General features: G+C 58.0%; 9 protein-coding genes. 7 read left to right on the top strand and 2 right to left on the bottom strand.

The features are described from left to right. Positions 1-419: 419 nt before the first annotated feature. The 6 genes from ELE36_RS10700 (at position 420) to ELE36_RS10680 (ending at position 11,095) form a co-directional block, all read left to right on the top strand. On the top strand, positions 420-3,011 hold the full coding sequence (locus ELE36_RS10700) for an Ig-like domain-containing protein (RefSeq protein WP_129833150.1): 2,592 nt from the start codon (positions 420-422) through the stop codon (positions 3,009-3,011). A 136-nt stretch (positions 3,012-3,147) separates the two neighbouring features. Next, positions 3,148-3,420: a hypothetical protein gene (locus tag ELE36_RS20525; RefSeq protein WP_207215755.1), complete on the top strand. Its 273-nt coding sequence runs from the start codon at positions 3,148-3,150 to the stop codon at positions 3,418-3,420. Between the two features lie 33 nt (positions 3,421-3,453). Beyond that, a complete protein-coding gene (locus ELE36_RS10695) occupies positions 3,454-6,789 on the top strand; it encodes a M14 family metallopeptidase (RefSeq protein WP_207215754.1) in 3,336 nt (1,111 codons plus the stop codon). Between the two features lie 171 nt (positions 6,790-6,960). Then, a complete protein-coding gene (locus ELE36_RS10690) occupies positions 6,961-8,253 on the top strand; it encodes a c-type cytochrome (RefSeq protein ID WP_129833148.1) in 1,293 nt (430 codons plus the stop codon). 48 nt (positions 8,254-8,301) lie between these two features. Continuing rightward, positions 8,302-8,790, top strand: a complete 489-nt coding sequence (locus ELE36_RS10685; RefSeq protein WP_129833146.1) for a (2Fe-2S)-binding protein — start codon at positions 8,302-8,304, stop codon at positions 8,788-8,790. Continuing rightward, positions 8,783-11,095 carry a xanthine dehydrogenase family protein molybdopterin-binding subunit gene (locus tag ELE36_RS10680; RefSeq protein WP_129833144.1) on the top strand — a complete coding sequence of 771 codons (2,313 nt, stop codon included), beginning with the start codon at positions 8,783-8,785 and terminating at the stop codon, positions 11,093-11,095. The genes ELE36_RS10685 and ELE36_RS10680 overlap by 8 nt, the downstream gene beginning before the upstream one ends. A gap of 352 nt (positions 11,096-11,447) precedes the next feature. Here the strand turns inward: ELE36_RS10680 and ELE36_RS10675 are convergent, their stop codons facing one another. Next, positions 11,448-12,173, bottom strand: a complete 726-nt coding sequence (locus ELE36_RS10675; protein WP_207215753.1) for a helix-turn-helix transcriptional regulator — start codon at positions 12,171-12,173, stop codon at positions 11,448-11,450. A 93-nt stretch (positions 12,174-12,266) separates the two neighbouring features. On the opposite strand from ELE36_RS10675, the gene ELE36_RS10670 reads away from it, so the two are divergent. Beyond that, a complete protein-coding gene (locus ELE36_RS10670; protein ID WP_129833142.1) occupies positions 12,267-12,668 on the top strand; it encodes a VOC family protein in 402 nt (133 codons plus the stop codon). Between the two features lie 805 nt (positions 12,669-13,473). Here ELE36_RS10670 and ELE36_RS10665 read toward each other — a convergent pair. Continuing rightward, positions 13,474-14,832: a GH1 family beta-glucosidase gene (locus ELE36_RS10665; protein WP_129833140.1), complete on the bottom strand. Its 1,359-nt coding sequence runs from the start codon at positions 14,830-14,832 to the stop codon at positions 13,474-13,476. Positions 14,833-14,921: the final 89 nt, after the last annotated feature.

Here is a 14,921-nt window from a genome sequence, read left to right as displayed (position 1 = left end):
ATCTGTCACGGATCAATAGTGATTTAGCTCCGAACGCGATCTGTGCCGACAGAAGATCGCTTGGCATGGAATTTTCTCGGGTTTTTTACCGACTGCAAACGTTACAGGCAAACAAGATCAGCGGATTGTAGCTCGATGCAGTGCTCTGTCAGCGTTTAACTCGATCTTGTATCCATAAAATAGCCAATAGAAATAATGTTTAATTTAGTGTGCTTGTTAGCAGCTGGCGAAGCCAAACTCGGCTGCATTCGAGTAAGCAACTTGGGATGTCAACGGTTTGTGAATTCATTAGCGCGCCTAATGCCGTATCGCGTTGCACCAGTTACTACGCAAGAGTAGCTTTTGCCGGCCGTTGCTGCGCTGCTGATGGATGTGGCATGCGCAGTCAAGCGGCATCTTCGCATGACAAGGAGTGAGCGATGAAAAGCAAATGGTGTGTGAAAGGATTTCGTGCGTGTGGCAGTTTGCTGGTGCGCATGTTCTCCGTGGCGGTTCTGGTTTCGGCATTCGCGGTTCCAGGGCACGCCAAGATGTACGAGGAGCCCAGGAGTTTCTCGCTGAAAGACAAGTCGCAGGAACAGGTCGAACGCAAGGTTCTGCCGAAAATCAATATTGAACGCCTGCTTGCAGAGGACCGTGATCGCGGCAAGGATCTGCAGCGTCCAGGCCCGCATCGTTTCGCCGTTGCAGCGGATCAGGCGTATACGTTGGACAAGGCCGGCACTTGGCAAACGCTAGCCGATGGTCGCCTCTGGCGTTTGCGTATCAATTCGCCCGGCGCTAAAAGCCTCAGTCTCGGCATCACCCGGTTCGACCTGCCCGAGGGTGCAAAACTGTGGATCTACAACCCTGCGCACACCGCGGTGGAAGGTCCTTACACCGCGCGTAATCGCAGCCATCTCGGCAGCTTGTGGACACCGGTGATTCAGGGCGACGAAATCGTCGTGGAAGTCTTTGCGCCAGCCGGCGGTTCGCAACCGGTGATCGAAATCGGCAAGATCAATCAGGGTTATCGCGGGTTCGAGAAAAACGTTCCCGGCGGTGGCACCGAAGGCACCTGCGAGAACGACGTGGTTTGTCCGGTCGGCGATCCGTGGCGCAAACAAATACGCGCGGTCGGCGTTTACACCAAGAACGGAACGGCCGATTGCACCGGCACCTTGCTCAACGATACCGCACACGATTTCAAGCCGTATTTCCTCTCGGCAAATCATTGCGGCGTGGACAGCACCAGCGATGCGACGATCGTGGTGTACTGGAACTACGAGGCGACGACCTGCGGCACCCACGGCCCGGGTTCGACTGCTGACAATCAGTCGGGATCGACGTTCCGCGCGAGCTACGCACCCAGCGATTTCCTGCTTTTTGAACTGGATGCGAAACCTGACCCGAGCTTCAATGTTTTCTACGCAGGCTGGGATGCGACAGGCGCGATACCGCCTTCGGAAGTCGGCATTCATCATCCTGCCGCCGATGTAAAGGCGATCAGCTTCGCCAATAGTGCCGCGGATACGACTGCCTACAATTCGCCCACACACGATCCTGCTGGCAATCACTGGCGTGTGCTGTGGAATTCGGGTGTGACCGAACCTGGCTCATCGGGGTCGTGTCTATTCAATGCCAGCAACCAGCGTTGCATCGGCCAGTTGCACGGCGGACCGTCGATTTGCGGTGGCGCGGATCTGCACGATTATTACGGTCGTCTGAGCGTCAGCTGGAACGGTGGTGGCACTTCGGCCACGCGCCTCAAGGACTGGCTCGATCCCGGCAACACCGGCAGTCTGGGACTGGATGGCGATCCGCATATCACCACGGCCAATGGTGTGCATTATGATTTTCAAAGTGCGGGCGAGTTCGTTTCACTGCGGGATGCGGATGGCCTCGAAATCCAGACGCGGCAGACACCGATTGCGACCACCTTCAATCCAGGTGCCGATGCGCACGACGGGCTCGCCACTTGCGTCAGTCTGAATACTGCAGTGGCGGCGCGCGTCAGCAAACATCGCGTCACCTATGAACCCAATCTCAGCGGCGTGCCGGATCCAAGCGGCTTGCAGTTGCGCGTGGATGGCGTGCTGACGACCTTGGGAGCGAGCGGTCACGATCTCGCTGGCGGTGGTCGTATCGCAAAAACCGCAGCGGCGGGCGGGCTGGAAATTGTTTTCCCGGACAGCAGCGTGTTGTATGTCACGCCGGGTTGGTGGGCAGATCAGGCCAAGTGGTTTCTGAATGTGGATGTCGTTCGTCCGCCATCCAGCGATGGCGCGTCTCCGGGCAGTTTCCCGACCGGTGGCATTGCGGGTGCGATCGCGCCGGATAACTGGCTGCCGGCATTGCCGGATGGCAGCTCGATGGGTGCGATGCCTGCAGCGCTGCATCAGCGTTATGTCGATCTCTACCAGAAGTTTGCCGATGCATGGCGCGTGACCGACAAGACCACCCTGTTCGATTACGCGCCGGGCAAGTCGACCGAGTCGTTCACGGTGCGCAGCTGGCCGCTGGAAAAACCACCGTGCGTGTTGCCGGAATCCAAACCAGCACGTCCGGTCAACCAGGATATCGCCGAGCGTGTCTGTCGACCGGTCGCCGGCGAAAACGCACACAACAATTGCGTCTTCGATGTAATGGTCACGGGCAATCTCGAGTTCGGCAAAACCTACGCGTTGACCCAGCAGATTCAGGCCAACTCGACCCGCATCACACTCAGCGATGACCGCGATCCGAGCAAGCCCGGCGAACCGGTGATCTTCACCGCCACGGTCTCGCGCGCCGTGGCAACCAACGATCGTGCGCCGGCTGGCAGCGTGCAATTCAGCATCGACGGCAAAAAGGTCGGCCGCCCCGTGCGGCTCGATGCGAACGGTCAGGCGCAATGGAAAACTACAAGCCTCAAGCCCGGTGCGCACAAAGTGTCGGCCAGCTACATCGCGATAAAGGATGGTGCGTTACTGCCGAGCGTCAGTGCCGATCAGCAGCATACCGTCAAGGACGGCGGTTACGATCGATCCTGATACAGGACGGCGCCGGATCGACGTTGCACCGCAATGCAACGTCGATCCAGTCGCTGATGGCAGTACTACCAGCGCAAGCGGGCATTCCTGAGAGAACCAGCCCTAGCATTTGCCCGCAACCAGGAGGGTTCATCCCATGGCACGTTATCGCATCACGATATCCAACGACAGCGGCCAAGCCATGGCCGATTTGGTCAAGGTGTACCAGATTCAGGTTTTGGATCACGGTTCGCATCGCGACAAGGCGATGGGTCTGGTGGTTCACGCCATTGTCGAGGAAACCGACATCCAACGCCTGCGACAAGCAGGCTACAGCGTCGAGCAACATGAAGATGTCGATGCCACTGGCAAGGCCCGCCAACAAGAAGTCGGGCAGGGCAATCGCTACGAAAACGGACGGCCACGCTGAGTCTGCGGCCTTGAATTTTTAAGGAGGAAAATCATGCCTTACCTGAATGTTGCCGAAGTGGAATCCGCGCTCGCGCTGGCGGCCTCAGCGCCATATGCCGGTTTCACCCAACTCGTTCCACTGCCCAACCTGAGCTGGGAAGGGCGTCAATGCAATGCGATCAAGATTGCCAATGGCAGTGACAGCGGACGCCCCGGTGTTTTTTTTCTCGGCGGCATCCATTCGCGCGAGTGGGGCAGTTCCGACATCCTCATCAATTTTGTCGAGCAGCTCGAACAGGCGTATTTGAATGGCACCGGCATCACGCTCGGTGCGAAGACGTTTCTTGCATTCGAGATAAAAACCATCGTCGATGATCTCGACATCTATGTTTTTCCGCAGGCCAATCCTGACGGCCGAAACTACAGCATGAACAGCGAAGCGATGTGGCGAAAAAATCGTCGCACCCTTGCGCCGAATTCAGGCGCCGGTAGTTGCGTCGGCGTTGACCTGAATCGCAATTTCGATTTCCTCTGGGATTTTCAAACGCAGTTCGCGCCGACCTCCACGGTTTCGTGTTCGGCCAATCCGTGCGATCACGATGTCTATCACGGTCCCAGCGCATTTTCCGAACCCGAAACGCGCAACGTGCAATGGCTGCAAGATAGCTTTCCGAACATCGGTTATTTCATCGACCTGCACAGTTACGGTCAGGATATCTTGTACAGCTGGGGCGACGACGATAACCAGCAAACCGACCCTAGCAAGAATTTTCAGAACCCGGCGTACAACAGCGTGCGTGGCATTCTCGACGCACTCGGGCAAACTGGCCATGCGGCGTACCAGGAATACATTCCGCCGAGTGATCTTCCGCCGCGGGTCGGTCTCGCCAATGCCTTTTCTGCCGGTATAAAAGCGGTGCGTGGCACTTCGTATCTGGTCGAACAATCTGTGGGACTTTATCCCACCGCTGGCGCTTCCGACGACTACGCTTACAGCCGGCATTTTGTCGATGCGAGCAAGCGTAACGTCATGGCGTATACGCTGGAGTGGGGCACCGAATTCCAGCCGCCGTACAGCGAGATGCAGAACATCATCGCCGAGATCACCGCGGGCCTGCTGGCGTTTTGCTTGTGGGTGCGCAGCAGCATACAAAGCTGTGTGCTTACGACCGATCGCAACACCTTCGGCAAGGATGAAATCGATGCGATGTTGCACGTTTCTGCGCCGGCCAAAGTTGAGGCGGCTTTTTATGTCGTCATCGACGGATTCCGCCACGAGGAACTCGGCATCAGCGCGGCGACGCTGGTTGGCGTGCCCGACATAAAACCCGCAATCACCTTCAGCCCCGCACTTGGTAAGGTCACTGCACATGCGACTTCCTGCAGCACCGCAGGCAATACGCTGGTCGCCGGGCCGCAGCGTTTCACCTGGACTTATACGCTGCAGTTCGATGCGAGCACCGATTTCACGCAGGAGATTTTATCCGTTTTTATGACTGCATCGTTGCCGACCAGCATCGGCATCACGATGTCGGCGGCGGCACCGATCACACTGACCAAACAGCCCAATCCGTATGAAATCGATGGCGCGGTTTCGTGGCTTTCGGTCGATCTGCAGGTGTGTCAGGTTTTGAACAATGCCGCCTTGCCGAATACCGCCAGCGTGGTGCTCAACGCCGGGCCGAATGATTTTATCCAGCGCTTGCTGACCCAATACAACGATCCGCTGCTAGCGCGTGCGCCGAACCATCCGTTCGATCTCGATCTGGTCGCGCACCAGGATACGGCTACGGTGGAAATAGCCGGTAGCATCGGTCCGACACCGGTCTACAATTTTGCGATCGCGCGTGTGCGTTATCGCGCGCTCGCGACACCGGCGCCAAACGTGCGCGTATTTTTTCGGCTGTTCCAGGCATCGACCACATCGACCGAATATCAGCCCACCAGCACTTACGCCAGCGGCGGAATCGGCGGCAATAAAATCCCGCTGCTGGGTGTGGTGAATGGCGAGGTTGTTTCCATTCCGTGCTTCGCTGCGCCGCGAGTCGATCCCACACATCCGAACGGCTTGAATGCGCAAACGGATCCATCCAACGTCGGGCCGCTCGGCAATCCGATACCCGCCGATGGCAGTGGAGCGGAAGTGCAGGCGTATTTCGGTTGCTGGCTGGATATCAATCAGAACGTGCCGGTGCTGCCAGCGCAACCTGCGTCTGCGGCAGGCCCGTTCACGCCCGTGCAATCGATCCAGCAGGCGATAAAAAACAAACATCAATGCCTCGTCGCGGAGATCAAGCTCGACCCGCCAGAACCGCAGATTGCCGCGGGTATCAGTCCGTCACTGTCCGATAAACTCGCCCAGCGGAATCTGAATGTCGTGGGCGTGGCATCGCCGCATCTCGTGCCGTACACCTTCGATATCAAGCCGACTGCGGCGGGGCTGCCGGCCAACCAGATGCCGGATGAACTGATGATCGACTGGGGCAATGTGCCCGAGGGTACGACTGCGAGTATTTATCTGCCGGGGTTGAGCGCACAGGATATTTTGAATACCGCGAATCACCTTTATTCGCATCACGAACTCGCACGTCAAGACGATCACACGCTCATCTGCAAGGCGGCGGGTATCAGTTACATTCCGATCCCCGCTGGCACCGGGTCGAACCATGCCGGACTGATGACCATCGATGTTCCAAACACGGTACGCAAGGGCGAACATTTCAAGGTGGTGTCGCGCCAGATCACGAATGCAATCAGCACGCTGCCCGCCAATACCGCGCCGGGCCGACACAGCGCATCGCACGATGTCGTGCAATGGCGGCGCGTGATCGGATCGTTCCAGCTGAATATTCCTGTCAGTACCAAAGAAGCGTTGCTCGAACCGGAGCAACGCCTGTTGTCGGTATTGCGCTGGATCGGTCTGGGTATACCTCACGAGAATCGCTGGCATCTGGTCTTCCGTCGTTACCTCGAACAAATCGCTGGCAGAGTCGATGCGCTCGGCGGGGACTCGAACCAGATTGGTCCGACATCCTCCGGCAACTGGAAAACCAGTGCCGCCTGCAAGTTGTGCGAGTGGGTCGGCTCGGTATTATTTGCCGGATTGCTCGCAGCACTCGGTGTGCTTGCTGGAACCGCTCTCGTTATCAGCGCGATCGTATTTGCTGTGCTGCTCATTATCGTCGTAATTTTTGGAATGAAAGAATGCCGCCCGAAACGATTGCGCCTGCAACGATTGCTGATGACCGGCGGTGGTTTCGGCGTGGCGTTGCTGGCTGTGTTGGCGCTATCAGGAATCACAACAGTGCAATTGTTGCCGTTGCTAGCCGCGCTCATAATTTTGCTTGGCCTGGCTTTTCTTTTTCAGAACATGCAGAAGGAAAATTGAGCATTGCCAGCGCAGAAGGTGCTGCCGGGATGGATTCCGGCAACACCGCTTTTGCGCATCGCTACTCGCCAAGAGGATTCGCATTGGAGTAGAGTCGGCTGGCCGTCGCATTGGCACCATTAGCTGCGTGCCAGTGATGCGATCAGCTCAAAATCCAATCGGAGACCCGCCTTGGTCAGACGTCTGTTTAAAGGCTTGCTCGCACTTGTTGTTATCGGTGTGGTCGGCATTTTTGTGCTGGCGTGGCGACCGGCGCTCGATCCGATCGATCCTGTTGCCGCCGCGCAATTTCCTGCTGATCTGATCGCAAAAGGTGAGGTGCTTGCCGGCGCCGGAAACTGCTTGAGTTGCCATACTGCCGGAGCCGGCAAACTGTATGCCGGCGGGGTGGGATTTGATAGTGGTTTCGGCAAGATTTTTTCGACCAATATCACGCCCGATCCGGATACTGGCATCGGACGCTGGTCCGAAGCCGCGTTTGCACGCGCCATGCACGAAGGCGTGATGCGCGATGGTTCGCAGATGTTTCCGGCATTTCCGTACGATCATTTCACCAAGGTGCGCGACGAGGATATCCACGCGTTGTATGCGTTTCTCATGACGCGTCAGGCAGTGGCTGCCGCGGCGATACCGAACCAGTTGCCATTTCCACTGAGTGTTCGCGCGTTGCAAGCTGGCTGGAAACTGCTGTTTTTCAGTAAAGGTGTTTATCAGCCCGATGCGAGCAAGAGTGAGGAATGGAATCGCGGCGCGTATCTCGCCGAGGGTTTGGGGCATTGCGCCTCGTGCCATACGCCGCGCAATAGTCTCGGGGCGGAAAAGTCCGGTGCCGCGTATGCCGGCGCCGCTATTGAAGGCTGGTTCGCGCCGGCATTGAGTGCGGCGAATACATCGCCGATGCCGTGGACGGCCGACGAATTGTTCGTATATCTGCGCAGCGGCGCGACCGCATTGCATGGCACCGCGGCGGGCTCGATGTCCGAAGTTGTGCACGACAGCCTGGCAAAACTCGGCGATAACGATGTGCATGCCATCGCCACGTATTTCGCCGATATCAACAACTCGGCAGCGCGAGTCGGGAGCGCCGATCAATCACTCGTTAAAGCCATGAACTTGGCGCATCGCGACGTTCGTGATGACAGCGCGGATGGGGCCAGTCTCTATGTTGCCGCGTGCGCGTCATGCCACTACAACGGCGGTACCACACCACTCGCGGTGCGCCCCGAACTCGCGCTCAATAGCGCGATCAGCGGCCCCGATCCGGCCAACCTGATCCACGTGATTCTCGAAGGCATCAGCAAGAAAGACGGCATGCCCGTGGTATTCATGCCGGGCTTCGCCAATACCTTCGATGATGCGGAGGTCGCCACGCTGGCGGCTTATTTGCGTCGTACGCGCAGCGATCAGCCGGAATGGAAAGACCTGCCGCAAACCGTCGCCAAAATCCGCAAGCACGGCAGCTGATCGAACTCGAGAATCACGCATGCAATCTTGCCCAGAGATTTTTCAGCCATGACCAAGTTCACTATCAACGGCCAGACCGTCTCGGTCGATGCAGCCGACGACACGCCACTGCTATGGGTGATCCGCGATATTGTCGGAATCAAGGGCACCAAGTTCGGCTGCGGTATCGGCATGTGCGGTGCGTGTACCGTGCACATTGATGGCCGTGCGATGCGCTCGTGCATTACGCCGCTGAGCGCGATCGCTGACTCGACCATCGTCACCATTGAAGGCCTCGATCCGGCGGGGCAGCATCCGTTGCAGAAAGCGTGGATCGAAACGCAGACGCCGCAATGCGGTTATTGCCAGTCCGGCCAGATCATGCAGGCGGCATCGATGCTCAAGGATTATCCGCATCCGACGGACACCGATATCGACAACATTATGAGCGGCAACTTGTGCCGCTGCATGGCCTATGCGCGCATTCGCCGGGCGATCAAACTCGCCGCCATCGAAATGGCTGGCGTCACCGCTGCAGAGGCGATCACCCATGACTAAGTTAGTCGATATCGACCTCGCCAAGCCGCAAAAAGATATCGCAGAAGATGTCGTGCAATTGTCGCGTCGCGGCTTTCTGATCGGTGCCGCGGGTGCCGGATTCACACTCGCATTTTTGCGGCCCGGCGCGGTATTTGCCGATCCCGCCGCTGCGGTTGCAGACCGGAGTTTCGAGCCGACGATCTGGTATCACATCGATCACGATGGCATCATCACGGTCAACATCATGCGCGCCGAAATGGGCCAGCATGTCGGCACCGCGCTCGCGCGCATCGTCGCCGACGAGCTCGAAGTGAACTGGGATTCGGTGCGCATCAACGCCGTCGATACCGATCCGAAATGGGGCCTCATGGTGACCGGCGGCAGTTGGTCGGTGTGGCAAAGTTTTGCGATGTTGAGTCAAGCCGGCGCGGCTGGGCGAACGGCGCTGATCGAAGAAGCCGCGAAATTGCTGGGGGTTTCGAAGGAAAGCTGCAAGGCGCAGAACAGCGTCGTGAGTTCCGGCAGCAAGTCGATCAGTTACGCCGATATCGTGCGCAAGGGCAATATCACGCGCACCTACAGCGCCGATGAATTGAAGGCGATGCCGATCAAGAAAGCCGCCGATCGCAAACTGATCGGTACGGCGGCGAAGGCCATCGATATTCCGTCCAAGACTAACGGCACCGCGCGTTATGGACTTGATGCCGAAGTCGAGGGCATGGTGTTCGCAAGACCGAAATTGCCGCCGACGCGCAACGGTTGCAAGGTCGTTTCGATCGACGATTCCGCAGCCAAGGGTATCAAGGGTTATATCAAGAGTATCGCGCTCGAAGATCCGTCCGACACGGTGCCGGGTTGGGTCGTGGTGTTCGCCGATTCGTTCGTTGCGGCGGATCGCGCGGCAGATAAAGTAAAAGTGGTGTGGACTTCTGGCGATGCCGCGAAGGTTTCGGAAAAAGACATCCTCGATCACGGCCGAAAACTCGTCGATGATGCGAAAGGCGGATCGCTGGTGGTCGCCGACGATGGCGTCGAACAGGCGTTTGCGGCGGCAAAATCCAAACTCGAACAAATCTATACCACGAGTACCGTTTTGCATTTCCAGCTCGAACCACTTAACGCATTAGCGTTCGAGAAAAACGGCATCTGGGAAATCCATACCGGCAATCAATGGCAGTCGCTCATCCTGCCGACGCTGGCGAAAGCGCTGGCCGTCGGCGAAGACAAAGTGGTGATGCGCACGTATTTGCTCGGTGGCGGTTTCGGGCGTCGACTAAATGGAGATTACGCGGTGCCGGCGGCGCTCGCCTCGAAGGCGATCGGCAAACCGGTCAAACTGGTTTTCACGCGGCCCGACGATGTGCGTTTCGATTCGCCGCGCTCGGCATCGGTGCAAAAAGTGCGCATGGCATTCGGCGACGGCGGCAGGGTGATCGGCATGGAACATCACGCCAGCGCCGGCTGGCCGACGCAGGTGATGATTCCGAGTTTCATGCCGAAGGGCAAGAACGGCGAGCCGTACGATCCGTTCTCGATTTCCGGTGCGGATCACTGGTATTCGGTCGGTGCACATCGCGTCCGTGCGATCTCGAACGATCTTGCCAACAATACCTTTCGTCCGGGCTGGCTGCGTTCGGTCGGACCGGGCTGGACCAACTGGGCGCTCGAAAGTTTCATGGACGAAGCGGCGCACTCGGCAGGTATCGATCCGGTCAAATTCCGTCTGTCGCTGCTTGATGCTAAGGGCAAGAATTCCGGCGACGACAAGAGCGCCGTCGGTGGCGCCGCGCGTCAGGCGAACGTGGTCAAACGTGCTGCGGAAAAAGCCGGGTGGGGCGGAGTATTGCCGATAGATACTGGGCTTGGCATCGCCACATCGTTCGGCCAGGAACGCGATATGCCAACCTGGACCGCCTGCGTCGCGCGTGTCAAAGTCGATCGCAAAACCGGCGTGGTCAAGCTCGAAAAACTGATCGTCGTGATTGATGCCGGTACCATCGTGCATCCTGACGGCGCGTTGGCGCAGGTCGAAGGCGCATCGTTGTGGGGCGCAAGCATGGCGCTGCACGAAGGCACGGAATTCGCGAACGGCCAGGTCAAGGACACGAACCTCAATACCTACACGCCGCTGCGCATGCGCGACGTGCCGGAAATGGACATCGAATTCATCGCCAGCAGCGAATCACCGGTCGGATTGGGTGAGCCGGCGACGACGGTTGTCGGCCCGGCGATCGGCAACGCGATCTTCGCTGCGATCGGCGCGCGTCTGCGGCATCTTCCGATACGCGCTGATGCGGTTTTGAAAGCGCTGGCTACAGTCTAGCGCCGGGCAACGCCGAACCCTGTGAGTATGTCATCGAGCAAGTCTTGGCTGAACTTCGTTACGGAACATAAGTTCGAATTAGGTGCAGCCCATCTTCGATGCAAAACGCCAGCCGCTTGCCCACTTTTGCCACAGCAACTGACCAGCTTCGCCAGCGAAACTGACCACAGCCGGCGGCCTAACTGACCACCGTCGCCAGCCCGTTGACCATTCAAGGCATAAGGGCCTGACCAATCTTTCAGGTGAGGTTGGCTGGGCTCAGCGAGCGATGACATGTGGTGAAGCCGTCTGACCGCTTTGTGCCCATTTGCGCCGGTCGCGAGTGGCTGCTTTGGCGAATCGCAATGCGCCGCTACGGCGGGCCAATGCCGCGCTCCGACTCCATGAAGCGTTGCCAACGTGCTCGGAGCTCTCCGGGGCGGCATCCAGATGGCTCAGGTAGGAATTCGGCGGATACGATGCGGTCCGTCCTGAAGTGGCGGAAACCCTGACGCAGCTCGCACCAGGCGGCCAGGAGGCGCACGGTCTCCGCGTAGCCGATGATCGTCGGCCAAATGGTGCGCTCGGTCTCGCGCGATTGCTCGTCTTTGTAACGGATCCGAATTTTTCTCCCGCTGCCGATCCACGACCGGGTCCTGGTGATGTCAAGTCCATCAGCAGCCATGACTCGGCTCTTCGGCACACCGATGCTTGGCTCGGAGATGAAGGGGCGCAGGCGCGCGGGCACGGCCGACGCGATCTTGGCGATAAGATCGCGCGCAGCGCGCGCCAGCACGGCGTCGCCCCGGCCCGCTACCCATTGCGCGCCGAGCACTGCCGCCTCCAACTCATCAGGCGTGAGCATCAGCGGTGGCATGTCGAAGTCGCGGTCGAGAAGGTAGCCAATTCCTGCCTCGCCACGGATAGGTACTCGCTGCCCAATGAGATCAGCGATATCCCGGTAAATCGAGCGCTGCGACACTTCCAGCTCCACCGCTAGCTGGCTAGCGGTGACTGGCTGGCGCGACCGCCGCAGGACCTGGATGATCTGAAACAGTCGATCGGCACGGCGCACAACTTTCTCCTCAGCAAACAGCATGCTGCCACTCTACTGACACCATGCTGTCAGTAGGCCTGGCGTAAAACAACCCTTCGCCGCGTCGCGGTCCCACTCTGCCCAAGGACAAGCCCCATGAATTTAGTCTCTATCCGCATCATCACCGCCGATATCAAACGGCTAGCACGCTTCTATGAGCAGATCACCGGCATCGCCGTGACGATGTACACCGAGGATTTCGGGGAGCTGAAAACGCCCGCCTGTACCCTTGCGATCGGCAGCGCGCGCACCTTGCAGGTATTCGGCGGGGAAATAGCCCGTCCAGCTGACAACCAGACCGCCATCATCGAGTTTCGTGTGAGCGATGTGGATGCCGAGTTCCGAAAGTTGGCGGACGTGATTAACGATTCCCTTGTTCAGGCGCCGACAACGATGCCCTGGGGAAACCGTTCGCTCCTGTTTCGGGATCCGGACGGTAACTTGATCAACTTCTTTGCGCCGATCAGCGCGGGGGCGATCAAGAAGTTCGCCGAGTGATCAAAGTACCGACGGCGCCCTCTGGGAGTCAAAGGATGCGAGCTCAGGTTCCGAATGACAGGTCACGGGCGAGCGGATTCGGCCTTCCAGTGCCCGGTTCTGGCCGAGAGTAGCCGGTCGTCGGACGACCCGCGGGGCGGATTTGTTCACGCGCGGTATGGTGATCTACCACTACGGCAACTGCTGATCATGCTGACCGGTACAGGGCGAGTCCGCCTATAAACTGCCAAAAATAGGCAACCTGTTGACCATTGGTCAATTGCTTGGCAAAAGCGTGCAACCCAATTGCCAAAATACGGCAGTTGGGTTGCCGAAAACTGTTCAAGTGCTTGGCGGTACGCACTTCGACCAATGTGATGCTACCCGTGTAGGCGTGCGAGTAAATTTGGATCTCAAGAGTGCCGTCGTCTTTCCACTCAACCTTCGGGATCTGAACGAATTTGGATCAAGCTCAAGATCAAGATCAAAATTCTGAAACCATCCATTTTCGCCGTGCTTATCAATACGCAAAGTCGCGAAATCGGCGCTTAGCCCGAACCCCCATCCGCATTGTTTGTATTTTTGAGTAGCTGTCCATTGCCCGTTTCGAGAATCCAAACGCTTCGTGTCAGTGGAGCATCCGCTATCACCTCGATTTTCCCAAAGCAACCTTACTGCGAGCGTTGCGGCAATTCCCAGCAGAGCACCTAGCATTAGCGAGTTACGTTGCTTCATTTGGATTTGGAGGCCCTACGGGCAACGCCTCGCGTCTGAGTTCTGGCTGACACAACAAATCAAAGCATTGGTGTCACATGATCACGATGGATCAATCCGGATTAGATAGCACATCCCCATGCGACGCAATCACCTTCGAATAAAAATGCGCGCTCGCTTTCGGTGTGCGTTTCTGTGTTTCGAAATCCACGTGCACGATGCCGAAGCGTTTTGAATAGCCGAGCGACCACTCAAAATTGTCTAATAGCGACCAGACAAAATAACCGCGCAGATCGACGCCGGCATCGATCGCGCTGTGAATCGCACGCAGATGTTTGCGCAGATAATTCACGCGTAGCGGATCATCGAGGCGATCGTTTTCGGCAACCGGTGGATCAAAAAATGCCGCGCCGTTTTCGGTGACGTACAACGGGATATCGCCGTAACGTTGTTTTACCCACGTCAGCGTGTCGGTGAGGCCTTGGGCATAAACTTCCCAGCCGGTTTCGGTGTAGGTCGCGGACTTCTGTCGCACCGGGCTCGCGCGCAGCGGCCATGAGGCTTCGTCGTGACGCGTGACGTTGCGCGTGTAGTAATTCACGCCAAGGAAATCGATCGGCTGCTTGATCAATTTGTAATCTTCTTCCGGCCATTCCGGCCACGCTTCGCCGAAAATCTCCTTGAGTTCGCCGGGATACGTACCGAAGATCGCCGGGTCGAGGTACTGGCGATTCATGTACGCTTCGGCGCGCGCAGTGGCCGCGATATCCTGCGGTAAATCCGACGCCGCATATTTTGGTTCGATGTTTACTACCAGCCCGATCTGATGTTTGCCTTCGGCGCGATACGCCTGCACCGCGGCACCATGCGAGCGCATCAGGTGATGCGTGGCGATCGGCGCTTCAAAACGATTCTTGTGCCCGGGCGCAAGCGCGCCGTGCAGATAACCGCCATCGGTGACGACCCACGGTTCGTTCAAGGTCGCCCACAGTTTTACGCGGTCATCGAGCTTGCGGAATACCACGCTGGCGTAATCAGCAAACCAGCCGGCGATATCAGGATTGAGCCAGCCGCCACGATCGTCCAGCGCCGCCGGCATATCCCAGTGATAGAGGGTGACCATCGGCTGGATATTGTTCTTCAGCAGCGCATCGACCAGTCGCTCGTAGAACGCCAGTCCGGCGGCGTTGACCTTGCCTTTGCCCTCGGGCAGAACGCGGCTCCAGGCGATGCTGAAACGATACGCTTGCATGCCGAGTTCGCTCATGAGGGCGACATCGCTTTCCATGCGCCGATAATGATCGCAAGCCATTTCGCCGGTATCGCCATCACGCACCAAGCCTGGCGTATGCACAAAACGTTGCCAGATACTTGGCCCGGCGCCGTCGGCCAGAGGCGAGCCTTCGATCTGATACGCCGATGTGGCGCTGCCCCAAAGGAATTTCGGCGGAAATTGAATGCGTTGCGTCATTGGCAAGCCTGCGTGATGATGGTATTTTCGAGAAATGAAAACGATTACATTGCGAAGATTAACCGAAACTCTTCGTGATTTATAGCGCC

Origin of the sequence: Pseudolysobacter antarcticus (genome assembly GCF_004168365.1) — a bacterium.
Lineage (GTDB): Bacteria > Pseudomonadota > Gammaproteobacteria > Xanthomonadales > Rhodanobacteraceae > Pseudolysobacter > Pseudolysobacter antarcticus.
The sequence above is the reverse complement of the archived record's forward strand: the minus strand, read 5'-3'. Positions and strand labels throughout refer to the sequence as shown.